Annotated in this window: 18 protein-coding genes; 11 read left to right on the plus strand and 7 right to left on the minus strand. The window is 41.4% G+C overall.

Annotated elements, in window-relative coordinates; all coding sequences use genetic code 11:
• The first annotated feature begins 533 nt into the window (after positions 1 to 533).
• Positions 534 to 2,147, plus strand: a complete 1,614-nt coding sequence (locus V7K98_RS03185) for a hypothetical protein (RefSeq protein ID WP_335019469.1) — start codon at positions 534 to 536, stop codon at positions 2,145 to 2,147.
• A 107-nt stretch (positions 2,148 to 2,254) separates the two neighbouring features.
• Here the strand turns inward: V7K98_RS03185 and glsA are convergent, their stop codons facing one another.
• Positions 2,255 to 3,169 carry a glutaminase A gene (glsA, locus tag V7K98_RS03190; RefSeq protein ID WP_335019380.1) on the minus strand — a complete coding sequence of 305 codons (915 nt, stop codon included), beginning with the start codon at positions 3,167 to 3,169 and terminating at the stop codon, positions 2,255 to 2,257.
• A 128-nt stretch (positions 3,170 to 3,297) separates the two neighbouring features.
• Between glsA and V7K98_RS03195 the strand changes: the two genes are divergently transcribed.
• The 4 genes from V7K98_RS03195 (at position 3,298) to V7K98_RS03210 (ending at position 7,783) form a co-directional block, all read left to right on the plus strand.
• Positions 3,298 to 3,837, plus strand: a complete 540-nt coding sequence (locus V7K98_RS03195) for a MarR family winged helix-turn-helix transcriptional regulator (RefSeq protein WP_335019381.1) — start codon at positions 3,298 to 3,300, stop codon at positions 3,835 to 3,837.
• Positions 3,830 to 4,783 carry an amidohydrolase family protein gene (locus V7K98_RS03200; RefSeq protein WP_335019382.1) on the plus strand — a complete coding sequence of 318 codons (954 nt, stop codon included), beginning with the start codon at positions 3,830 to 3,832 and terminating at the stop codon, positions 4,781 to 4,783. The genes V7K98_RS03195 and V7K98_RS03200 overlap by 8 nt, the downstream gene beginning before the upstream one ends.
• Positions 4,784 to 4,827: 44 nt before the next feature.
• On the plus strand, positions 4,828 to 5,931 hold the full coding sequence (locus tag V7K98_RS03205; protein ID WP_335019383.1) for an FAD-dependent oxidoreductase: 1,104 nt from the start codon (positions 4,828 to 4,830) through the stop codon (positions 5,929 to 5,931).
• A gap of 337 nt (positions 5,932 to 6,268) precedes the next feature.
• Complete coding sequence (locus V7K98_RS03210) at positions 6,269 to 7,783, plus strand: thioredoxin-like domain-containing protein (protein WP_335019384.1); 1,515 nt, start codon at positions 6,269 to 6,271, stop codon at positions 7,781 to 7,783.
• 146 nt (positions 7,784 to 7,929) lie between these two features.
• Here V7K98_RS03210 and V7K98_RS03215 read toward each other — a convergent pair whose 3' ends face one another.
• From V7K98_RS03215 to V7K98_RS03225, 3 genes are all read right to left on the minus strand, one after another.
• Entirely contained in the window at positions 7,930 to 8,157 is a 228-nt protein-coding gene (locus V7K98_RS03215) for a hypothetical protein (RefSeq protein WP_292705091.1), read from the minus strand.
• A gap of 163 nt (positions 8,158 to 8,320) precedes the next feature.
• Positions 8,321 to 9,268: a hypothetical protein gene (locus V7K98_RS03220; RefSeq protein ID WP_335019385.1), complete on the minus strand. Its 948-nt coding sequence runs from the start codon at positions 9,266 to 9,268 to the stop codon at positions 8,321 to 8,323.
• A gap of 637 nt (positions 9,269 to 9,905) precedes the next feature.
• Entirely contained in the window at positions 9,906 to 12,329 is a 2,424-nt protein-coding gene (locus tag V7K98_RS03225; RefSeq protein WP_335019386.1) for an NACHT domain-containing protein, read from the minus strand.
• Between the two features lie 545 nt (positions 12,330 to 12,874).
• Here V7K98_RS03225 and V7K98_RS03230 point away from each other — a divergent pair.
• The 6 genes from V7K98_RS03230 to V7K98_RS03255 all read left to right on the plus strand — a co-directional run bounded on the left by V7K98_RS03230 (position 12,875) and on the right by V7K98_RS03255 (position 19,379).
• Complete coding sequence (locus tag V7K98_RS03230) at positions 12,875 to 15,871, plus strand: TIR domain-containing protein (protein ID WP_335019387.1); 2,997 nt, start codon at positions 12,875 to 12,877, stop codon at positions 15,869 to 15,871.
• Between the two features lie 22 nt (positions 15,872 to 15,893).
• The gene (locus V7K98_RS03235) at positions 15,894 to 16,403 is read left to right on the plus strand and encodes a hypothetical protein (protein WP_335019388.1); all 510 of its coding nucleotides are present in this window, start codon (positions 15,894 to 15,896) and stop codon (positions 16,401 to 16,403) included.
• 2 nt (positions 16,404 to 16,405) lie between these two features.
• Positions 16,406 to 16,858, plus strand: a complete 453-nt coding sequence (locus tag V7K98_RS03240; RefSeq protein WP_335019389.1) for a nucleoside 2-deoxyribosyltransferase domain-containing protein — start codon at positions 16,406 to 16,408, stop codon at positions 16,856 to 16,858.
• Positions 16,859 to 16,967: 109 nt separating this feature from the next.
• The gene (locus tag V7K98_RS03245) at positions 16,968 to 17,318 is read left to right on the plus strand and encodes a DUF952 domain-containing protein (protein WP_335019390.1); all 351 of its coding nucleotides are present in this window, start codon (positions 16,968 to 16,970) and stop codon (positions 17,316 to 17,318) included.
• A 285-nt stretch (positions 17,319 to 17,603) separates the two neighbouring features.
• On the plus strand, positions 17,604 to 18,263 hold the full coding sequence (locus V7K98_RS03250; RefSeq protein WP_335019391.1) for a Uma2 family endonuclease: 660 nt from the start codon (positions 17,604 to 17,606) through the stop codon (positions 18,261 to 18,263).
• A gap of 198 nt (positions 18,264 to 18,461) precedes the next feature.
• Positions 18,462 to 19,379, plus strand: coding sequence for an RluA family pseudouridine synthase (locus V7K98_RS03255; protein ID WP_335019470.1), 918 nt, complete (start codon positions 18,462 to 18,464; stop codon positions 19,377 to 19,379).
• 226 nt (positions 19,380 to 19,605) lie between these two features.
• Here the strand turns inward: V7K98_RS03255 and V7K98_RS03260 are convergent, their stop codons facing one another.
• The 3 genes from V7K98_RS03260 to V7K98_RS03270 form a co-directional block, all read right to left on the minus strand.
• Positions 19,606 to 20,373, minus strand: coding sequence for a phycobilisome rod-core linker polypeptide (locus V7K98_RS03260; protein ID WP_335019392.1), 768 nt, complete (start codon positions 20,371 to 20,373; stop codon positions 19,606 to 19,608).
• Positions 20,374 to 20,839: 466 nt separating this feature from the next.
• Positions 20,840 to 21,385 (minus strand): hypothetical protein, encoded by a 546-nt coding sequence (locus V7K98_RS03265; protein WP_335019393.1) that lies wholly within the window; start codon positions 21,383 to 21,385, stop codon positions 20,840 to 20,842.
• Positions 21,382 to 21,978 (minus strand): phycobiliprotein lyase, encoded by a 597-nt coding sequence (locus V7K98_RS03270; RefSeq protein ID WP_335019471.1) that lies wholly within the window; start codon positions 21,976 to 21,978, stop codon positions 21,382 to 21,384. Before V7K98_RS03270 ends, V7K98_RS03265 begins: the two co-directional genes overlap by 4 nt.
• Positions 21,979 to 22,175: the final 197 nt, after the last annotated feature.

The raw sequence follows: 22,175 nt of genomic DNA on the forward strand, positions 1-22,175 counted from the left end.
TCCTCTCTTGATAAGGAATGAGGAATCATGAATACCACAAAGTGAACCATTACCGCATACTCAGAATTTCACTGAAGCCGCGATGAAGACCCTATGTGGAGAGTTGTTTCTCGTTGAATTATAGAGTCTTCACCTGCACTTTGTTAGAGATATTTTAACAATAATTCAAACTTGGTCAAATATTGCTGAAATTGCCGCCTTATCTGCCTTTTAACTTCAAACTATTTGTCTAAAAGTCAATAGATTAACCATTTTAATTTACAAAGAATAACAATTCGTAAACTTGATGATTTTGTTGTAAGCGGTCGATGTTCCAGCTTTTACTGCTATTACTCATGAATATTTATGTCATATTTCCGTTCTTGTAAGTAAAAAGCTGTAGAAAATATGACTTATTTTAAAATCTCCTGAAATAGGCACAGGAAAACTTAGGGTATGTGAGGTAAATTTCAGCTTTTGGGCTATAGTGCCAGATGGACAGTTTCAGCGAAAATAATCTGTCAATTGTCGAAGACTATCACTGGGTGCAACGCATGAACTCGTGGCAGAAAAGGGTGTTAGAAAAGCTTCTCCCTGAGAGATTTCCGATTCTTAGGTGGATAATGACATTGGTGCTGGTATTAAGCTTGACCAGTTGTGGTGAAAAAGCCGATAGCCAGGAAGTATCTACTGGTTATAGAGAAAACTCTCCACAGATTTCTCAAATTTCAAAGCAATTTTCGGAAGTTTCCCCACCATCTGTTATCCAAGCACTGCGTCCAAGCTTGGAAGTTTATCAGCCACAAGTGACAATTGTGACTCCTAGACCTGATGAGGTTTTCCAAGATAACAAAGTTACAGCCAGTTTTCAGGTTAAGGATCTAGCAATATTTAAAGATCCAAAATTACAACTTGGGCCACATCTTGACGTAATTCTAGATAATCAACCTTATATTTCTGTTTACGACCTGAATCAACCCTTGCTTTTGCCAGAATTGTCTCCAGGGACTCATACCCTTCGAGTCTTTGCCTCTCGTCCTTGGCATGAAAGCTTTAAGAATGAAGGCGCTTATGCCCAAGCAACATTTCACGTCTTTACCAAAACCGACGACAATAATCCAGATCCTAAGTTACCCCTGTTAACTTACAGTAATCCTCAAGGGAACTACGGGGCAGAGCCAATTTTACTAGACTTTTATCTGACTAATGCTCCCCTACACCTTGTTGACAAGGAAAACACTAACGAAGGATTTAGTGATTGGCGCATCCGCGTCACTATTAATGGTGAAAGCTTTGTTTTCGATCGCTGGCAAGCAGTTTATCTTAAAGGCTTCCAAACTGGTAAAAACTGGATAAAGCTAGAATTTCTCGATAATCAGGGAAATCCTCTCAAAAATGCCTTCAATACCACAGTTAGACTGATTGACTACCAGCCAAAGGGCAAAGATACTTTATCGAAAATTACCAGAGGAGAACTAACAGCAGATGAAGTGCGCGGTATTGTAGACCCGAATTATAAACTCACACCTACGCCTTCTGTTGAAAAAACACTCCCAATACAACCGAAGGTAGAAAAACAGCCAATTCCTGAAACTGAAGTTCCGAAAGAATCCAAAACACAACCAGAAAAACCAAAGTTGGAAGTTCCAACGGCTGTACCATCTCCTACCTTATCCCCGACACTACCAGAAATTATTAAGTCTCCGATACCAGAGGTAACGCCGACTCCTGAATCAACGCCACTACCTGAAAAAGTTCCGCCTCAGCCAACTAAACCTAAAGTTGATGGATTTTTTAACCGTCAGGCTGGTAAGAAACCTACTCCACAAGTAACAGTTGCGCCATCTCCGAGTTTGTCACCCACGCTACCAGAGATTATTGAGTCTCCAGTACCGGAAATAATTACGCCAAAACCAGAACCACAGCCAGAGGTAACGCCAACTCCTGAATCAACGCCGTTACCTGAAAAAGTTGCGCCTCAGCCAACAAAATCTAAAATCAACGGATTTTTTCAGCGTCGAACGAGTAAGACACCTACTCCAGAAGTAACGGTTGCACCATCTCCGAGTTTGCCACCCACGCTGCCAGAGATTATTGAGTCTCCTGCACCAGAACTACAGCCAGAGGTAACACCAACTGCTGAAGAATCAACGCTGTTACTTAAATAACATCTTGTAGGGCAATTCATGAATTGCCCCTACTTGAAATCACGGTTTTGGCTAAATTTTTCTATAATTACTACTAAAATAAACGCTCTGAAGCAGAATAACCGGAATTAACCAAAGACACTCAACTGTAATTCTTGTGCCAAAACCTCGACAAATGCGATCGCACCTACAGGATTTCCGATATTATCCAAGCTAGGACTGTAACAAGCGATCGCTCCCTCACCTGGTACTATTGCTACAAGCCCACCACCAATCCCTGATTTCATCGGTAAACCAATTCTGACTGCAAACTCCGCAGAAGCTTCATAAAGTCCACAAATTGACATCACAGCATTGACAATTCGGCGATTTTGTGATTTTAATAAGCTATTTTCAAAAGCTAGAAGTTTTCCTAACAGGGCTAAGTCTTCAACTCGCCCAGATATGCAGCATATTTGATTGTAGGTGTCAAGTGCTGTTTTAATATTTTCGATATATCCGACTTCAGCAAGATAGTGTGCGATCGCTTCATTGGCTGTTGAACGGGTTAATCGCACGGAAGCCAGCATCACTTCATCTAAATATAGTTGGCAACCGGCTAATTGGTTAAGCCATTTACAAAATAAAAGAGTGCGTTCGGTAGCATCCTTTCCTGGTAACTTATCGGCGAGGGTGATTGCCCCACTATTAATCATCGGGTTGCGGGGGCGACCGCGATCGCTAACTAATTGTTCTAAAGAATTGAAGGCTGCATCCGATGGTTGCACGCCAACCCAAGCAAAAACTATTTCTGTGCCAAAATTTTCTAGCAGATAAAGTAAAGACAATGCCTTAATCACGCTCATTAGCGGGAAAATACAAGCCGCATCCCCAAAACTGATAGTTTTTCCCGATTTACAGCATATATGAACTGCAAACCAACCAGGATCAGCTTTAGCTAATTGTGGAATGCGATCAATAACTCGTCCCTGTTTAGCTTGAATTTTAGCTTGTTGTACCCAAGCTGATAACTCCGTAGTCGTTAGTCTATCAAGTTCTTTCAAAAATGATATCCGGTAAACACATTTCTAGTTTATGGGGTTTTTGAAACCGAGAAACTATTATGACAATAACGTTATGATTATAATGTTATAATAATAATGACTTTCCCAAAAAAGCAAATCTCTTGAGGATGAAGCCAGTGTCAGTAGAGCGATCGCCAAAACCAAAAAACGAGCAACTCAAACCAGCAGAGGTAGATGAACCATATCTATTGGATGAGGATCTTGGCTATCTCATAGGTAGAGTATTCGCAAAGAATCATCGCAACTGCTACCAGGAACTTAGCGATCTTGAGATCACACCCCAGCAGTACGTTGTCATGATGAAACTGTTGGAGAAAGGTGCAAGTTCTCAGAACGAACTGGGGGTGTTGGTGGGAATGAAGCCCGTTACCATCCACGGGATCATTCGGATTCTGGCAGCCCGTGGATTGATTGAGACGCATCCGCACGCAAAGGATCGGCGACTGCATATACACTCAGTTTCCGATGCCGGTAAAGAGATAGTCAAGGAGCTAGTTAAGCGCGTGCAAAAAGTAGGAGTTAAAAACTTTGCACCTCTTAATGCCACCGAAAAAGAGACATTACGGCACATTCTCAAGAAACTGCTTCCCCAGGATATGGATTCTCAAAGCACGATTGAATTTTTGACAAGTAAAAACCATGTCTAATCCTGCCCGGATTGATGTTCACCAACATATCGTTCCTCCAGATTACGCAAACTGGCTGACTCAGCACGGCATCAAGCCTGGAGGAGGTTTTCTTCCGAAATGGAGTGTAGAAGATGCAATCAATATGATGGATGAGCATGGCATTGCCACTGGAATCCTCTCAGTTTCTACTCCTGGCGTGCATTTGGGCAATGATGCCGAGGCGCGGGTCAAGGCTCGTGAAGTCAATGAGTTTGCGGCTCAGGTAGTTAGCAATCATCCCCATCGATTTGGATTCTTTGCCACCCTAACCTTACCTGATGTCGATGGTGCGATCGCCGAAGCAGTCTATGCAATGGAAGAATTGCACGCGGCTGGGGTAGTTCTGCTTGCAAATACCCACGGTCGCTACTTGGGAGAAAAGGACTTTGACCCACTTATGCAGGAATTGAACTGCCGCCATGCTGTAGTCTTCGTCCATCCCTCGGAGCTACCGGGGCCTAGTGTACAAGGTGTACCATCCTTCGCAGCCGACTTCTTGCTTGATACCACCCGCGCTGCAATTAATCTCATCGTGTCTGGGACAATGACCCGCTACACCAATCTGAAAGTGATTCTGTCCCATGCTGGGGGATTCATCCCTTACGCCGCCCATCGCATGGCTCCAGTATGTTCCCCCGATGGCAACATCGAAACTGGACTGGAAAACCTCCGCCGCTTTTACTTCGACACCGCCTTGTCTTCCAGTCCGACTGCATTGCCTAGTTTGCTAGCGTTCGCTGACCCAAGTCACATTCTTTACGGCAGTGACTCACCCTTCGCTCCTGTGCAAGCTGTAAGTCGCTTCACAGATGGACTTGATACCTACCCCTTCGACAATCAGCTACGTTCAGCGATTAATCATAGCAACGCCGAGGCTCTGTTTCCACAGTTCGCCAAATTACTCACACCAATTTCAAATAGCTAAAAGCAGCAACTCAAAATATAGATGAATTAAGGAGATTATCAAAGATGACAAATAATAGCCATACAGTAGCTACCGTCCCCCTAGATGTGGATGTTGCGATCGTCGGAGCGGGTATCGGCGGGCTAGCTACCGCAGTAGCATTGCGTCACGCTGGCATCGAAGCTCATGTGTATGAACGAACCAAAGTCCTTAGAGAAATTGGCGGCGCGGTGATCATCCGCGAACCCAGCGTGCGGCTGTTGGAGGCATGGGGTGTCGCTGACCGTTTCCATGCCGAGGCTGTGCAGACTAAGGTGATCGAATTGCGTGACAGCGAGGGCAAACCCATCGGTACGACTCCTGCCGACATGACCGGCGAAGGCAGGGCTTACTCCGTGCATCGCGCTGATGTCCATGCCCTGCTGCTGGGGGGTGTGGATCAGCAACACATCCATCTTGGTATGGAAAGCGTCGAGGCTTTTGAAGATGGCGATCGCGGTGTCGTGAGGTTTGCAGACGGGCAGCAAGTTCGCGCCAAGGTCGTAATCGGAGCGGACGGCATCAAGTCCGTGGTTCGCAAGTTCATTCATCATGATGAGATGATCTTCTCGAAGCTGGTTATCCTCCGTGGACTCGCGCCTAGTTCTGCAATGCCTGAAGGCCTGGCAAACGACCGGATGTACCTGTGGGGTCAAGCTCCCAAGATGCTGACGCTGCTACCTCTGCGCGGGGGTGCTGAGGTAGCGATGGACAGCATCATGGTGCAGGATACCCCGCCGCAGGATCTTTGGACGAGCGAGGTGCCAACGTCGGAACTACTCGATTTCTTCAAAGGCTTTGACCCTGCCATTATCAAGCTGATTGAAGCTGGGACGGTTCCGGTTCGGGCAAACCCGGTCTATGAACGTGAACCCATCGACACCTGGAGTACCGCACACATAACCCTGCTGGGCGATGCGGCTCACCCGATGGCACCACGTGCTGGTCAGGGTGCGAACCAGGCGATTCAGGATGCCGATGCTTTGGCACGGGCATTGAGTGGGGAAGGAATGACGAACGTTCCCGACGCACTGCGCCGCTACCATGAGGAACGGGCACCGATAACTAAAAAGATGCAACTCGCTTCGAGGTTGTCACCCCAAATCCAGCCTCTGCCTGTAGGCGAGTGATTTGACATAGCTTTACCGCGTTGCTTGACAACGGCAGCAGATAATAATGTTGCCGTTTTACCATTTCTTTGTAAAAGTGCGCCAAATTTCCTTGTGAAACTGCGCCAAATTTCCTTTGCTTCTTATTTCTTTCTTTCTTTGTGCCCTTTGCGTCCTTTGCGGTTCGTTCCTCATACTAGTTCGGCGCACCTTCATACATAACTGGTATTAGAGTTTCAAAGATAGATGAGGATTCTCTCAACCCTAATCCCAATGGCACTAAGATATTAGATTGTCTTATTTACTCCTCTCGTCTTCCCAGATTAGATATTAATGCTTTTCTTAGTGCCATTTCTTTATGCTTCCCCGTGTCAGAGCGCCAGAATTACCGCAAAATTACTCTTGGCTCAATACTGATAAACCCTTGTCTCTGAAAGAACTCAAGGGTAGAGTCGTAATTTTAGATTTTTGGACATACTGCTGTATCAATTGTCTGCATATTCTCCCAAACCTGAAATATTTAGAACAAAAATATAAAGATAGCCTTACCGTTATCGGTGTCCATTCTGCGAAATTTGACAACGAGAAGGAAACAGAAAACATTCGCCAAGCTATTCTGCGCTACGACGTTGAACACCCGGTTATAGTTGACAGCAATTTTCGACTTTGGGATGAATATGCTGTCCGTGCTTGGCCTACTTTAATAATTATCGATCCAGAAGGTTACGTAATTGGTCAAATTTCTGGCGAAGGAAACCGTGACGCTTTAGACGAATTGATTCAAAAGTTAATTCAGCAACACCAGGATAAAGGCACGATTAATTTTCAAGAACTTAGCTTGACTTTAGAAAAACAGCGTCAATCATTAGTTACACCCCTAGCTTTTCCTGGTAAAGTCTTAGCTACCGAAGCGGGTTTGTTCATTGCTGATTCTGGACATCATCGCCTGATTATGAGTAGCTTCGACGGCGAAATTCTGCATTTGATTGGTACTGGAAAATCTGGCTTAACCGATGGTGCTTTTAACGAAGCGCAGCTTTTTGCACCACAGGGAATGGCTTTTGATGCAGAAAATCAAATTCTTTATGTGGCTGATACAGAAAATCATACCCTGCGGCGAGTTGACTTGAAGCGTCAAGTTGTAGAAGCGATCGCAGGAACTGGTGAACAAAGCCGGAATATTCATCCTCATGGCGGTGCTGGTTTAGAAACCGCGCTGAATTCCCCTTGGGATTTGGTGAAAGTGGGAAATACTCTGTTTATTGCAATGGCTGGGCCGCATCAAATTTGGGAAATGGATTTAGAAACTAGCATCATTAAAACTTATGCTGGTACTGGTGCAGAAGCTTGCGTTGATGGTTCACTTACTGAATCTGCTTTTGCTCAACCTAGCGGGATTAGCACAGATGGAAAAGAACTATATATTGCCGACAGTGAAGTTAGTTCAATTCGTGGTGTTGGAATTGTAGAACCCTATCAAGTGCGAACCATTTGCGGTAGTGGAGGTTTATTTGGCTTTGGCGACGTTGATGGACAAGGTGAAGATGTCCGTTTGCAACACTGTTTAGGAGTTGAATTTGCTCAGAATTTTCTGTGGGTGGCAGACACCTATAATCACAAAATTAAATTAGTTAGTCCTAGTGGCAATTGTCAAACAGTCTTAGGAGATGGTATTGCGGGTTTACAAGATAGACAAGGTAAGAATAGCCGATTTTTTGAACCTTCGGGATTGAGTGCTATGGATTCATATCTATATATTGCTGATACTAATAATCATGCCATCCGCCGCGTAGATTTGAATACTTTTGAGTTGACGACGCTAAAGTTTTTTGGCTTATGTGCGCCAGATGTTTGTATTCCGCCGAATTTATAGGATGATAACCTCATACAAAAGTGCAAAGAAAAATCTTTGTACCTTTGTCCTTGTTTAGCCTGGGTTTTAGGTTGGCACCCAGGCTGATAAATCTTTATTTGTCGGAGGATCAAGTCTTTTCAAGTTTCTGTTCAAGTGCAGAAGTATCATCCATGACTGGATATCAGAGTGAATCTATCTTGATTCTCGGTTTGATGAATGAGTTCTTTAGTCTCCTCATCAGCTATCTGCTTGTTTTTTAGATCATTAGCGATCGCCAGATTTGCTTTAGCGATCGCTTCAATCTTCTCGCAACAACCCTCGTCCCAAACATCGCCAGGTTTGTGGTTGCAGACTTTAACAGACTCTTGGGTTTGATCGTGTTTTTGAGGCATGGCTAATAATACCTACTAAATGTAAATGCACATCAAGCTACCTCATTAAGTATAAACTCTATATGGTAAAAATAGGCAATGACCGGCATTAATCGGCATTAATCGGCATTTAGTCCCGATGTTTTCTTGAATTTTCGCTCTACTCTACAGAAATTCAATAGTTTTAGTCAGTTGGAGAGCTTAGTAGTAAACGATCTAAAAGATAATTAGTGGCAAAGTAAAATAAGGCAATTAGGATAATGGCAGGTAATGTAACTGATAACAAAGCTGTTGTTTTATCTGAGCCAGATACTTCAATGCCAACGGTTAGCAGAATTGCCGTCATTCCATTTTGATGGCCAAACATCACTCTTACTTTGCTGGCTAGAGAATCTTTTAAAAATAGAAAAGTTACAATAACTTGTCCTAAGAAAAATGTAGAGAATGCTAAAATTCCTCCAGAAAGCCAATCTAGGCGAAGATTAGCAGATAATAAACCAATAACAATTACACTTAAATAAAAAATAGCAGAAATAATTTTTTCTAACTGCTCTGGTGCGATCGGTCTTAGAAATATACCTACAAATGCAGGTAAGATGAATGAATCAAATAAAACACTGTAGAGAATAATTATCGCTAAAAAAATTATTTCTAAAGATATTTTAATTTTGTCATACAGCCTATTTGACCAACTCTTAATTTTATAATAGATGTAATAAGCTATAAAACAGCTAATAACATCAGCTGCAATCCGTACTAAATATTGATTCCAACTGAAATTATTTGAGACTAACAGTGGTAGGAAAAAATAAAAAGCAAATAGTACAGTAATTGGGTCATCAAAGCTAGACCAAGCCCTCAAAATAGTTTCAGATTTTCTGCTAATCTTGCTGCTGTCAAGAGATTTAGCTGCCGCAATTGGATCTATTTGAGCAATTATGGTTGCACATAAATAGGCAATTGGGGCAATACGGGGTGAAAAGTGAGCCAAAAGGAAACCGGGTAAGATAATCTTTATTGGTACTCCAACAACTATTACCTTAATAATTGAGTCCAAATGTCTTTTAAAGAATATCGGATCAATATTTAAAACATTGATATACAAGCCCAGCGAAATGGCAGTGTTCATCATTTCTTCGAGATGGGGAATGGTTCTGACATTGATGTCAAATCCAAGGGCTAACCAATGAGCCGCCAATCCCAAGCCAACTGACAGAATGCTTAATTGAAGTAGCATTCTCGTTACACCAGTATCAACAATAAGAAGTATATCACGCTTTTCTTCAGAACAATCTTGATATGAACATTAGAATTTTTGGACATATCTTAATAGAATGCCGATTCAGTATGAAACCAGGCTTTTTACAACCAAGTTTTTGTCCTTGGGAAGACAAAAAGTTTTTAGGTTTCTGAGATTAGTGAATTAGCATTCTGCTAATCCTCATTGAAGAAGAAGTCAGAATGTGCTAAGTGCCCCGGTATCGCTAGCAGAAGTGCAGCTTGGATTGCTCCGCCTCCGTTCATAATCAAGACGCTTGTTCGCCTAGCTTCTCCCAAAAGGAGAAGACTTGCCTTATGCTGCGCTATCAATGAGGGATTCAGACCCGTCACTGATTGTTCGCGCTTGCGTCTCGTACAAAAGATCACTAAAGAGGAAATCTTTAGTGGGAGTCTTAAACCCCTTAATTCATCCGCTTTTTAGTTCAAAATACCTTTCCTGTATTCTGGCGAATGACGCATATATTCTGTTTCGATAATTTGTCAAGATTTTATTGTTCTAAGGAAGTGTTCTTGACATCATAACCGCTTAGTAAATGAGGTAGTATTTCATCTGTAGGTAATAGCAAATTATCTAGAATTTCCTCACGCAGTTCTCTAGAACAATAAATTCCTCTAGAAACACAATCAAACAATAGGTAATTTGCATAAATATAATGTTCCAAAGCTTTAACATCTGCTGATGCAAGGTTAACTTTATAACCAGCATCAAGATGCTTAAGCATAAGTTGTCGTAATTCTTCTGCCCATTTTTCCCATTCTTGATTAGCAGCATGACTTAGTGGATGACGATTTTGCAAATCAATCAATTCTCTAGCTAAATCAGTTAGATTTGATTCTTGGGCTTTTTGAATTGCAAAATCTAGCTTTTGATTAATATCAACCTCTGTATCATTACCAACTTGTAGCCGTTCAATGGTAAATTCATTTGAAGTCTTCAGGCTTACATATTGATTTTCATTAGGCATATCTCCATGAGAACGATCCACAGCCAAAGCATGAATGGCTGCTAATCGAGAAATTAGTAAAGCTCTTGGTTTAGAAGCAAGTAATTGCCTATGATCGTCGTTATATTTTCTAATCTCTGTCGCAAATTTTGCAAAGGTCGTCCGGTCAATTTCAATGTCACGACTAATGTAAAGGTCAACATCTAAATCAATTGCTAAGTAATAAGCTCTCCAAGAGCTAGAGCTAATCTGAGCTTTAGTTGTCATTCTATGTAGCCAATTCAACATATCTTGCAACCCCTGACTGTCTTTTACGATGTCATGGGTACACTTAAACATTAATTTGATAAATTCATCAGCATTACTCAGTCGCTCAGTAATTAAAATAAATACCTCTCGCCATTGACGCACTATTAAGTTTTGTTCAACAAACTTTTTTAAGAATTCTGGTTCACGATTTTCTACTATGTATTCCGCAGCAAAAAATTCCTGGAAAGTCAGATGAGAAAAAGAGTATATTGCCTTAGATTGTTGAATTAGTAAACCATAGTTGGCTTCAATAATTCTTAGCGCTTCTCGTGAATCTATTTCCGCGATAATATTCTGCAAAAATTGCACAATTTGCTTTTCCAATTCCCACTGGTACCATAGAAATTTAGGAGGGTTATCAGTGAAGCCATGATAAGCTATTTCACTGAACATATTAATTTTTCGTTGTCGTGACAGATAAAGATCGGGTTTACGTTCTATCCGACGGCTAGTATCCCATCTTCTCAACAGAGAATCTACTGCGTCTGCGTATAGTGCATAGCGATTTATAGAGAAATCATAGGTATCTTCAAATGTTAAACATAAAATTGTCAGCAGCAAAGGACTTGTGGCTAATTCCTTGACTGCTTGATTTTCTTCTAATTTGTCTAAAAAGCGATCGCTAATTTCTTCTTCTCCACGGATTTTAAACCACTGGTGAACAAACATCTTAATTTCTTGCTTTTCAAAATCGGCAATTTCTACCTCTGTAAAATCATCAAAAACATAATCACAGGCTGCATTACGACAGGTAATTATAAAACGATTGTCTGGGAATGAATTCGTAAATTCATCAATTTCTCGATAAATATTATTATTTTCGACTTTTACTTCATCTAATCCATCCAACAAAATTAAAGCCCGGCCACTTTCTAGTAAGTTACGCGCTTTTTTTTCGGAATCCGGGATATGTTTGGTAAATTCATAGATTACGGTTTCCGTTAAACTTTTATTAGATTGATTTTCGGATATATCTCGGAAACGAATAAAAATAGGTACAACTTTTTCCAGCGATTCTTCTAGGGAGAAGTGCAGAGCTAGATACTTTAAAAATGTCGTCTTACCTGCTCCTGGTTTGCCTAATATCATCAGCTTTTTGTACCGAATTGCAGCTTCTAATGCTGGCATTGAAACTTCATTACTAGAGAAAAATAACCGCCTAAAGTTTTGCTCGGTTGCAGCTTCTAATTCTAAACTATTTAGTAAATATTCTAGTGTTTGCTGTCTGCGTCCCTGAATATTCCTCAATATTTTAAATGTATTTACATAAATACTATCTATAGGTATTGGCTCATTCATATCTAGGACTCGCATTGTGCTGCACTTTCTTTCTAGGTGCTTCCAATAAGGTTCTAGCCAATCTCCTTCAACATCAGAGTCTATGTTGCTGATTTTTCTTAAAGCTTCTTGATAGCTGTTCTGGTCTAGAAGTACTCTACATAGATAATTGAGATTTTTCTCCTGCATTTTCGGTGGTGTGGCAGCATTAAAAAAAGACCGGATAGTTCTATCAGCTATTAAATTGTCATTTTTATCTTCTGACTGATAATAAATAGAATTTAATCTATTAATTAAAGAACTAGGTGAACCACCAAACTTCTCTGAATAGGCTTGCTTTAAGGATTGAAAAACCTTTAATTCGACTTGAATTGATGCCATTTTCTTGTCTCTGTGATTGGTTGATATTAAGAATAATGAAAATGTACCATTAAGATACAATAGGTTTTAGATTGTCCAGCCCTTGTCTACCAAAACTTTATCCGAAACTTTTATTCAAATCTGTATTCTCATACATAATATCTTCAGTTGAGTATCCCACCTTTCCATAAAAAAACGTTTTAATCAGGATTTTATTTCGCTAGGTTATAGATGGTCTGACATCTTATTCTACTCAAATAAATACATTTTTACAAATTGCCGTAAATTGCCGTTGTATGCCTTAACTTTCCTAATTATATGCCAAACAAATTTGATATATTGTCTTAAGAAGATGTCTAAAAAGCCACTGGCTCCTAATCATCCGAAATACTCCTAAATCCCTACTAGAAAGGTGGGCTTTAACTAAAGTATTCCACCCTGAGAAAGGGAATAAGCAAGAATCTAATATTTATCAGACATTCTGCCAAGCTAGAGAATAATAATTCTTACAGCCAACCAATGCTTGAATTGAGTACGTATATATTATCTGAAAATAAAACCGCTCTATGAAAAATCCTGTCAATCCCAGTGAAATCCCATTTGGTTGGCAACTGAAACATACACTTCGGGGGCACAATGGGTTAATTAGTCGAGTGGAATGGTCTCTAGATGGTACGATGCTGGCCTCGCCATCATTTGATAGCACAATCAAACTTTGGTCTGTAGATAGTGGCGAATGCATACGTACCCTTGAGGGTCATAAAGGACGGGTTTGGACAGTTGCTTGGTCGCCAGATGGCAAATCAATTGCTTCTGGATCTGCTGATAACACTATCCGCTTTTGGAAAACAGAGACTGGCGAACTCCTAAAGACAATTGATATGCATACTGGTGTCTGTCTGAGCATGGCATGGTCTCCAGATAGTCAGATACTTGCTGTCGGTGGGATGGGCGATGATTGGTCGATTATATTGGGGTATGTGAACACAGAACAATATAAAACCATCGAAGGACATTCAGGACAAGTGAATAGTTTGGCATGGTCGCCAGATGGGAAAATGTTGGCATCTGCTTCTCACGACAGCACAATCAAAGTTTGGGATAAAGAAACAACTAAACTGGTAAAAACTTTGGTAGGACATTCGGCGGATGTTTATAGTGTCGCATGGTCTCCAGATGGGCAAATGGTAGCATCAGCTTCTCGTGACAATACAATCCGTTTGTGGAATCCTCAAACTGGGCAAACATTATTTGTTTTAGAAGGACATACAGCATCAGTAAATTGTTTGGAATTCTCTAATGATGCTAAATTGCTAGCTTCTAAATCTTCTGATGGTACTGTTCGTCTGTGGCGCTGCGATACTTGGGAAACTTTGACAATTTTAGAGGAAGCAACTTTTAAATCGTTGCCTTTTGGGTTAGCTTTTCACACCACAAAACCCATTTTGGCAACTTTGGGTGAAGCAGACATCGCCATTCGCATTTGGCAAATCGACCCAGAAATTTTGCTGAATGCACCTCCGGTGAATCCCTCTGACTTATATAGAAACGCTAAAGTGGTGCTAGTGGGTGAAAGTGGTGTAGGCAAATCTGGATTGAGTTTGGTATTAACTAATAGAGAGTTTCGCGCCACAGAATCAACTCACGGTCGTCGTGTTTGGACTTTTGACAAAGAGGAGTTCAAGTTAAGCGACGATCGCCAAGAATTGCGGGAAATCCTTTTGTGGGACTTAGCAGGACAGCCAGGTTATCGGCTGATTCACCAGTTGTATTTAAATGAATTGGCAGTGGCCTTGATTGTATTTGATGCCCGGAGTGAAACCGAACCCTTTGCGGGAGTATATTATTGGAACCGGGCTTTAAAACAAGCACAAAACTTACCAGGTAATTCGGCGATCGCTTTGAAGAAATTTTTAGTATCCGCCCGTGTCGATCGGGGTAGCATTGGTGTGACAAAAGCACGCATCAATGCTTTAGTTAGCGAACTTGGTTTTGATGGTTACTTTGAGACTAGCGCTAAGGAAGGATTGGGAATCAAGGAACTAACTACAGCCATTCGCAAAGCTATTGATTGGGAGAATTTGCCAAAGGTAAGTTCTACAGAATTATTTCAGAAAATCAAAGGTTTCTTAATTCAAGAAAAAAAATCACGAAGGCTGTTATCTCTAGCAGATGATCTCTACCGTGCCTTCTTGCAAAGCAATAATACTCTTGCTGATTCTAAAGAAGTGCGAGACAAGTTTGAAACTTGCATTCGGCTAGTAGAGTCACGAGATTTGATCCGTAGACTCAGCTTTGGGGATCTAATTCTTTTGCAACCAGAACTATTGGATGCTTACGCCTCAGCAATTGTCAACGCCGCTAAAGATGAACCAGAGGGTATGGGTTGCATTGTCGAAGAAGATGTACTCGCGGGGCGGTTTCAGATGTCAAAAGATGAACGCATCGCCGATAAAGAACAGGAGAAATTACTTTTAATTGCCACGGTAGAAGAATTATTGACTCGTGAAATTGCTTTGCGAGTACAGACTGAGGCTGCACCATTCTTAGTTTTCCCCTCCCAGTTTACGAGAGAATGGCCAGAAGCTCCTGATCCCGAAGGCAAAGCGGTGATTTTTGAGTTTGAGGGGGCTGTATTAAATGTATATACGACCTTGGCTGTACGCTTATCTCGGAGCGAAATTTTTAAACGCAAAGAAATGTGGAAAAATGCTGCTATGTTCACAGCCAATGTTGGTGAATGTGGTATCTGGCTACGCCATACTGAAGAAGGAAAAGCGGAGTTAACTCTGTTCTTTAAGCCAAAAGCGAGTGAGGAGACAAGGCTGCACTTTGAAGAGTACGTGCATACCCACCTGAAGCGACGAGCTTTACCAGAAAGTATCCGTCGCCGCCGCATTTTTGTTTGTTCGGATTGCGAGACACCAGTTACCGAATTACAGGTGACACGTAGGCGAGAGCGCGATTTTAACTGGATTGATTGTAGCGTCTGCGGTACTCATATTTCTCTACTAGATGGTGAGGAACGCCTGAGAGTAGATCGGACTGTGATTATTCCGCAGATGGATAAAGCCGCAGATAAGCAGCGCGAGATTGACACCGCTACTTCGATCATTCAAGGCAAGGTTGCCACCAACGATTTTGATGTCTTTTTATCTCACAATAGTAAAGATAAACCTTTAATAGAAGCGATCGCTAACAAACTGCGACAGCGAGGTTTGAATCCTTGGCTGGATAAAAAGGAGATTGGTGCCGGAAAGAGCTTTCAATATGCTATCCAAGAAGGAATCCAGCAAGTCAAATCAGGTGCCATCTTTATTAGTCCTAATGGTTTAGGAAAATGGCAACTACAGGAATTGCGATCGCTTAACAATCGATTCGTCAGCGAAGATATGCCTTTGATTCCAGTTTTATTACCGGGTGTCACAGAGATCCCAAACGATCCAAAGTTACTGTTTCTCAAGGAATTAAATTGGGTAAGTTTTGTTAATAATGTTGATGAAAAGCAACCTTTAGAACAGCTAATAGCAGGAATTATAGGCATCAACCCACTCAATTGCTAACAATCAACCCAGGAATCTATCTATGCCTAAAATAAATCCAGCAAAATTAAAGAAAGTATCTGTTAACCTCCCGTTTGGTATTGGCGGGACAGAATGGGAACCCGACTCCACAGAACGGAAGGCGGCTTGGTCGCTGTATGTAGAACTTGTTACCCGCATTGCCATCCAGCCTCTAGATTCCGAACAAGACCAAGGCTTGTTACGAGAAGCACTTTCATCCTTACACAGCTTGTTTGGTACTACCCGACAAATTCTCAAAGATGCGGGGCCTGATATCGGTGGATCTCGTGAGTCAGTGGGAGGAATTGCGATCGCTGTTCTCAACCGAGGATTGCGTCCGGTTTTATCTAAATGGCATCCTTTACTACAAGCCTGGGAAGCACAACGTTCCTTGGATGTCAGTCCCAAGAAGCACGAACAAGATTGGGAAAAAGAAGCTCAATTTAGAAGTGAGTTAGAATTGCTCAGAGAAGATTTAGAACAATATGCTGTGGCACTTGCAGTTATTGCTGGCGTAGATTATTACTTGTGAATATGAATAAATACATTGAGGCTCCAGAGGAGTTTGACGGCAATCAAGCAATATTTTGTGCTGGCGGTATCAGTGATTGCCCTGATTGGCAAGCAGAAATGTTGCAGCTATTAAAACCTTCATCTTGGACAATTTTAAATCCCCGTCGGACTAATTTTCCAATTAATGACTCCAGTGCATCCAGAAAACAAATTGAGTGGGAACATAAACATTTGCGACTAGCCCAAGCTATTCTTTTCTGGTTTCCCCAAGAAAGTATTTGCCCTATCGTACTTTATGAACTGGGTGCATGGTCAATGACAAATAAACCTCTATTTCTCGGCATTCATCCCCATTACTCTAGAAGACAAGACGTAGAGATCCAAACATCTCTGGTACGTCCCGATATTAATATTGTCTATTCTCTAGAAGAATTAGCTAGCCAAGTGATATTATATACGGCAAATTTCTCATAATGTAAAAGTACCTCGACCTTTATTTTAACGCTTACGAGATATTGCTGTTTATGCTGCGGAATTGGTTGAAGTCGAGCTTAGATGATCTTTGTAAAATGATAGAAGCAACATGAATACTATCCTTCACATCACCAAAGTCCAACAATGGGAACAAGCAAAAGATTTGGGCAGCTATCGCGCTGATTCTCTCGATACTGAAGGCTTTATCCACTGTTCCAAGTCAACGCAAATACTCAAAGTTGCACAGAGGTTTTTTAATAACCAAAAAGAATTGCTAATACTGTTTATTGATTCTGAGAAAGTCCAAGCTGAAATTCGCTATGAACCTGCTGAAATTGGCGAATTATTTCCTCATATTTATGGTGAGTTAAATATTGATGCTGTGTATCAGGTGGTTGATTTTGATGCTGGGGAAAATGGGTTATTTGAGTTGCCGCAAGAAGTTATAAATTTAGAATAACGAACCGCAGAGGCGCAGAGAACGCGGAGAAAGAGATGAGAATTAAGAAGTAAAAAGTAAAAAGTAAAAAGATAATCCCCATAAATAAATTCAGGGGATTTGATAAGGACTTATTATTTCTTGCGCTATGCGTCTCGAAATAAATGTTTTTATTTCGTTCCATAAATAAATTTAGGGGCTTCAAACCACTGCTCTTTTTCTTTCTTTTGCCTTTTTACTTTTTACTTTTGCCTTGTTCGGTCAAGGGTTTGATTCATAATTAAATTATTTAACAACTGATATCAGATGGTTACTCTTAAACTCAGACAAATTCGAGTTCCTGCAGGGCAAAGAATAATCCTGGAAGATGTGAGTTGGCAAGTATTTGAAGCAATCCTCAATGAGTTAGGAGAACATCGCGCGAGTCGAGTAGCATACAGCGAACGAACACTAGAAATTATGGCTCCATTACCAGAACATGAACGAGCTAAGGTAATTATTGGAGACTTAGTGAAAGCCTTGCTAGATGAACTCGATCTAAATTGGGAATCTTTAGGTTCAACCACCTTTAAACGAAAAGATACAAGTGCAGGTATTGAACCGGATGATTGTTTTTATATTCAAAACTATCAGCTAATGATCGGGAAAGACAAGATTGACTTAACAATTGATCCTCCTCCTGATTTGGCGATTGAAATTGATGTCACCTCTAAAACTCAAATTAATGCATATCAGGCTTTGAGAGTGCCTGAAATTTGGCGATATGAAAACAAAAATTTAGAAATTAGCTTGCTGCAAGGTGAACAATATGTAAAGTCTCTCACAATCCCCACATTTCCTAATTTTCCTATCATTGAACTAATTCCCCGATTTGTGGAAATGGCGCGAACCACAGGAATGAGTTCAGCACTTAAAGGGTTTCGACAATGGGTAAGAGAACAGATACAAGATAGTCAGGGTGAATAAAATTCGTGGCTATATAAACAAGTCTAAGGAATTCCGCGCTTTACTTAAAGAATGCGGAATTAATAATCCAGAGCAATTGTGACCGAATTTAATTTACAAATCCAAGAAAATAGCGATCGCAGCACCAACGCCAAGGGCGAACGCTTCTCTTCTGATATAGAGGATGCAGCACTTAGCTTACTTCCCTCCAGTAATACGATACACTGCACCGACACTAAAGGCGATCGCATTGACCGTTTCCTTTCCCAAGAATTACCAGATTTATCCCGTTCGCGCATCCAACAGTTAATCGAACAGGGCAATGTCCAACTTAATGATAAAGTTTGCACATCTAAGAAGATCAATGTCAAGCTAGGCGATCGCATCACTCTAGAAATCCCAGAAGCACAACCCCTAGAACTGCTAGCAGAAGATATCCCTTTAGATATTCTCTACGAAGATGACCAATTACTCATTCTCAACAAACCCGCAGGTTTAGTTGTCCATCCCGCACCCGGTCATCCAGATGGCACACTGGTAAATGCTTTGTTGGCTCATTGTCCCAATTTACCAGGAATTGGCGGAGTCCAACGTCCGGGAATCGTCCATCGATTGGATAAGGATACAACGGGAGCGATCGCGATCGCAAAAACGGAAGTTGCCCATCATCATTTACAAGCCCAACTCAAAGCTAAAACCGCACGCAGAGAATACTTGGGCGTGGTTTACGGTGCGCCAAAAGGTGAAAATGGCAAAATCGACTTACCCATTGGTCGCCATCCCCAAGACCGCAAAAAAATGGCTATTATGCCTATTGAACAAGGTGGACGATCTGCCGTCACTCATTGGCAAGTACTAGAACGCCTCGGTAACTATACATTAATCCGCTTCCAACTAGAAACTGGACGCACCCATCAAATCCGCGTCCACAGCGCTAAAATGGGTCATCCCATCGTTGGCGACCCAGTTTATAGTTCTGGTCATTCAGTGGGCGTAAATTTGACCGGTCAAGCACTCCATGCTTGGCGACTAAGATTGCAGCATCCCATATCCGGCGAGATGATTGAGGTGACAGCTACTCCTCCCACCCAATTTACAAAACTTTTAGAGATGTTAAAAAGACGAACTACACTTTAGTCCATCCCACGCCTAAAAATAACGCTATTTTAAAGACATTGGGCATTAACAAAAAACCATGCCCAATGCCCAATGCCCAATGCCCATTAACAACTAGCGTGCATTAGACATGGGATAGAGTCTGTTTCACTAGTTATACCTAAATGAAACTCCTACATAACCCAAGACTTATGCACGCTATAAAATTATGAAAACGATGTACTAGCCAACCGCCGATCAAAAATTGTTACTTAATTCCAGCTAACTGGCGATAAGGTACAGACTTTTCGATATCGATGTTGAATGACGAGATTCTTTGTGGTGTATTGCCTGTTGCATTGACACTTTGTGCCATAGCCAAGAATAGAGCCGGATCGCCAGCCTTGGGCTTTTGCTCTTGGGGAAGGAATCTGCGTACTTCGACCTGCCAAATGATTTGGGGGAAACCCAGTTTGGCACGGTGGTAATCTTCGTATCGCGGAGATTTGATGTTAAATGGCAACTCACCCGCAGATTGAGATGGCAGTATCCGACGGCGCTGATAAGGCACTGTGGAATATCCAAAGTTGCTCAGGTACTCTTCAGTGTTGAGAACTTCATCAACAAAGCCGACAATACCTTTGGTAGCAACCACAATTGACCAAGCGATTTTTTCGCGCTCGTTGTATGGGTCACGTCCTAGAACGCGCTGAATTACTTGCTCAACAAAGCGATAATTATTGTTGAGGTCGTAGAAACTTTTCTTAAAGGTATTGGAAAGCACTAATCCACGAACAAAGTCCCGCACTGTAATTTGTCCATTACGGAGTTGAGACTCTAAATATATTTCGCGATCGGCTGCAAAAGCATAAAAGAAAAGTTGACGATATGCTGCTTCGATCAAATCGCCTAAATCTGATGGAGACAGGATATTGTCTGTAGTAAAAATCCTTGGCTGTTCATCACCAGGTACTTCATATCCAGCTACACGCTGGTTTTGACTTGAAGGTTCGTATTCTAACAGAGGAATTGCCATTCTAAAGCCTCCATGTTCTTAATTAAAGTTAACAACTTTAAATCACATATTAAAGGAGTAGTTGTATCAGAACCTCAGATTCTGATAAAATTTTACGAAACTTAACTAAGGGTGATTCTAAGTATTGGTAGGAAAAATAATTAGGTGCTGATTGCATTTAACCCCTAACTAATCAATAAAAGTAGTGCAATTTCCAGTTTAATAATTACTGTAAATGACTAGAAAACTTTGTTCACATTAGGACTTATGCAAAACTACAAGCGGTAGGGGTAATTCATGAATTACCCCTACCTGACAATAAGCGATTAGGCTATTTTTTGTGTAACTCCTGCACATATCTCAGATTAGAAGATTGAGTTTCACTTTTTTTCACTTAAGCAATAATTTTTAACACTTAGCAAAAGAAATTAATGGGCATTGGGAAGAAACTTGTTAAATAATTCCCCCTCATCTCCCTCATTCTCCTTCAATGACCTATCCAAAATTCCAGAGGATCTATGGTTGACTTACAGTAAGGCCAGCTACGCAAAGTTGCTTCCATTCCTTCCTGCCAGTAGGGTGGTTCTAATCCTAGCCCTAAACATAGATGAGATAGGATGCTAGCAAACTGTTGATTGTGACCAAAGTCTCCTAGATGGGCATGGGCGTATTCATGGACGACTACACCAAACCAGTCTTTAGGTGCAACTCGACCGACATCTACCAAAATAGTGATTGGATTTGTAAGAATATTACATAGCCCATCTATGCCAAAAGATTGAGCTATGGGGACTGCAAAAATTTGGATGTGGCGACGCTCTTGTGCGTGAAAACACTCATGACAAACTTCTAGGTAGGAGTTGATCTTAGCGTTAACGGTGTTAATATTTTCGCCAATCCAAGTGTAAATGGGGATGCGATCGCGCAGGTTATCGAACACATCTACCATCCCCGGCTCTAGGGCAAGCCCCTGCACTTGATGCAGATAATCTTGCCCACGAGTAAAAGCATCGCTCTGCTTAAGATAATTCACCAGCCCAAAACTGAATAAAACTGTCTTTTTTCCAGAACATCCTGTTTTGTGTTGGAAACCTCAACAGAAGCTTCGATACGACTTTCAGTACAAAACGATGCCGTGCTGAAACCACCAAAGCGTTTGACTGTACTGGTTCGCAGTCGCATATTTGGGCTGGCAAACCAGAATCTCTCAATGGAACTCATTGTTTCATATTCGGTTGTCAACACTAGTCCGTCTTCATCATCCATGTGAAAAAGACCAACTACAGGCACAATTTCGGCGTAACCCCTTTCGCGTAATAATTTACCAGCCCTGGGGTTATCGCCATCAGGCACGATCGCAAATATGGTTTTGCCCTGATGGTTATCTTCACCTTCTCTATCCCAAGCCATTGTCCCTAACCAACGCACACGCGATCCACCTACTGACAAGCTGGGGTCAATTTCGTGATACTGGCACAGTTCAATGATTTCTGGATGATTGGCTTCCAGAGTTTCTACTTGTATATCCGATTCTCCCGTCTCTGAGCGCTTGAACGCCAGGTGATGAGTTGCCCGTTGCGATCGCCACTTACCAGCACTTAGCTGAAAAAATTCCATTGCGTCTATCAATCTTCTGACTCCTAGTTATGACTCCTGCGGATGATGTTATACGTGTTTTTTCTTTTTACAGTTATTGGTATATAAACATTCTAAACATTACAGCCATTAGCGATCAGCTTCAACAAACTCCCTGCAAAGGGCAAATGACAGGTGTTGTTAGGTAATTGTAAACTTTTATAAGTACAATTCTTTATAGCTTGACA

This window comes from Nostoc sp. (assembly GCF_036917435.1).
GTDB lineage: Bacteria > Cyanobacteriota > Cyanobacteriia > Cyanobacteriales > Nostocaceae > Nostoc.

Coding starts and splice junctions, on each gene's coding strand:
- V7K98_RS03185 (WP_335019469.1), top strand. CDS start 534: ATGAACTCGTGGCAGAAAAGGGTGTTAGAAAAGCTTCTCCCTGAGAGA.
- V7K98_RS03195 (WP_335019381.1), top strand. CDS start 3,298: ATGAAGCCAGTGTCAGTAGAGCGATCGCCAAAACCAAAAAACGAGCAA.
- V7K98_RS03200 (WP_335019382.1), top strand. CDS start 3,830: ATGTCTAATCCTGCCCGGATTGATGTTCACCAACATATCGTTCCTCCA.
- V7K98_RS03205 (WP_335019383.1), top strand. CDS start 4,828: ATGACAAATAATAGCCATACAGTAGCTACCGTCCCCCTAGATGTGGAT.
- V7K98_RS03210 (WP_335019384.1), top strand. CDS start 6,269: ATGCTTCCCCGTGTCAGAGCGCCAGAATTACCGCAAAATTACTCTTGG.
- V7K98_RS03215 (WP_292705091.1), bottom strand. CDS start 8,157: ATGCCTCAAAAACACGATCAAACCCAAGAGTCTGTTAAAGTCTGCAAC.
- V7K98_RS03220 (WP_335019385.1), bottom strand. CDS start 9,268: ATGATGAACACTGCCATTTCGCTGGGCTTGTATATCAATGTTTTAAAT.
- V7K98_RS03225 (WP_335019386.1), bottom strand. CDS start 12,329: ATGGCATCAATTCAAGTCGAATTAAAGGTTTTTCAATCCTTAAAGCAA.
- V7K98_RS03230 (WP_335019387.1), top strand. CDS start 12,875: ATGAAAAATCCTGTCAATCCCAGTGAAATCCCATTTGGTTGGCAACTG.
- V7K98_RS03235 (WP_335019388.1), top strand. CDS start 15,894: ATGCCTAAAATAAATCCAGCAAAATTAAAGAAAGTATCTGTTAACCTC.
- V7K98_RS03240 (WP_335019389.1), top strand. CDS start 16,406: ATGAATAAATACATTGAGGCTCCAGAGGAGTTTGACGGCAATCAAGCA.
- V7K98_RS03245 (WP_335019390.1), top strand. CDS start 16,968: ATGAATACTATCCTTCACATCACCAAAGTCCAACAATGGGAACAAGCA.
- V7K98_RS03250 (WP_335019391.1), top strand. CDS start 17,604: ATGGTTACTCTTAAACTCAGACAAATTCGAGTTCCTGCAGGGCAAAGA.
- V7K98_RS03260 (WP_335019392.1), bottom strand. CDS start 20,373: ATGGCAATTCCTCTGTTAGAATACGAACCTTCAAGTCAAAACCAGCGT.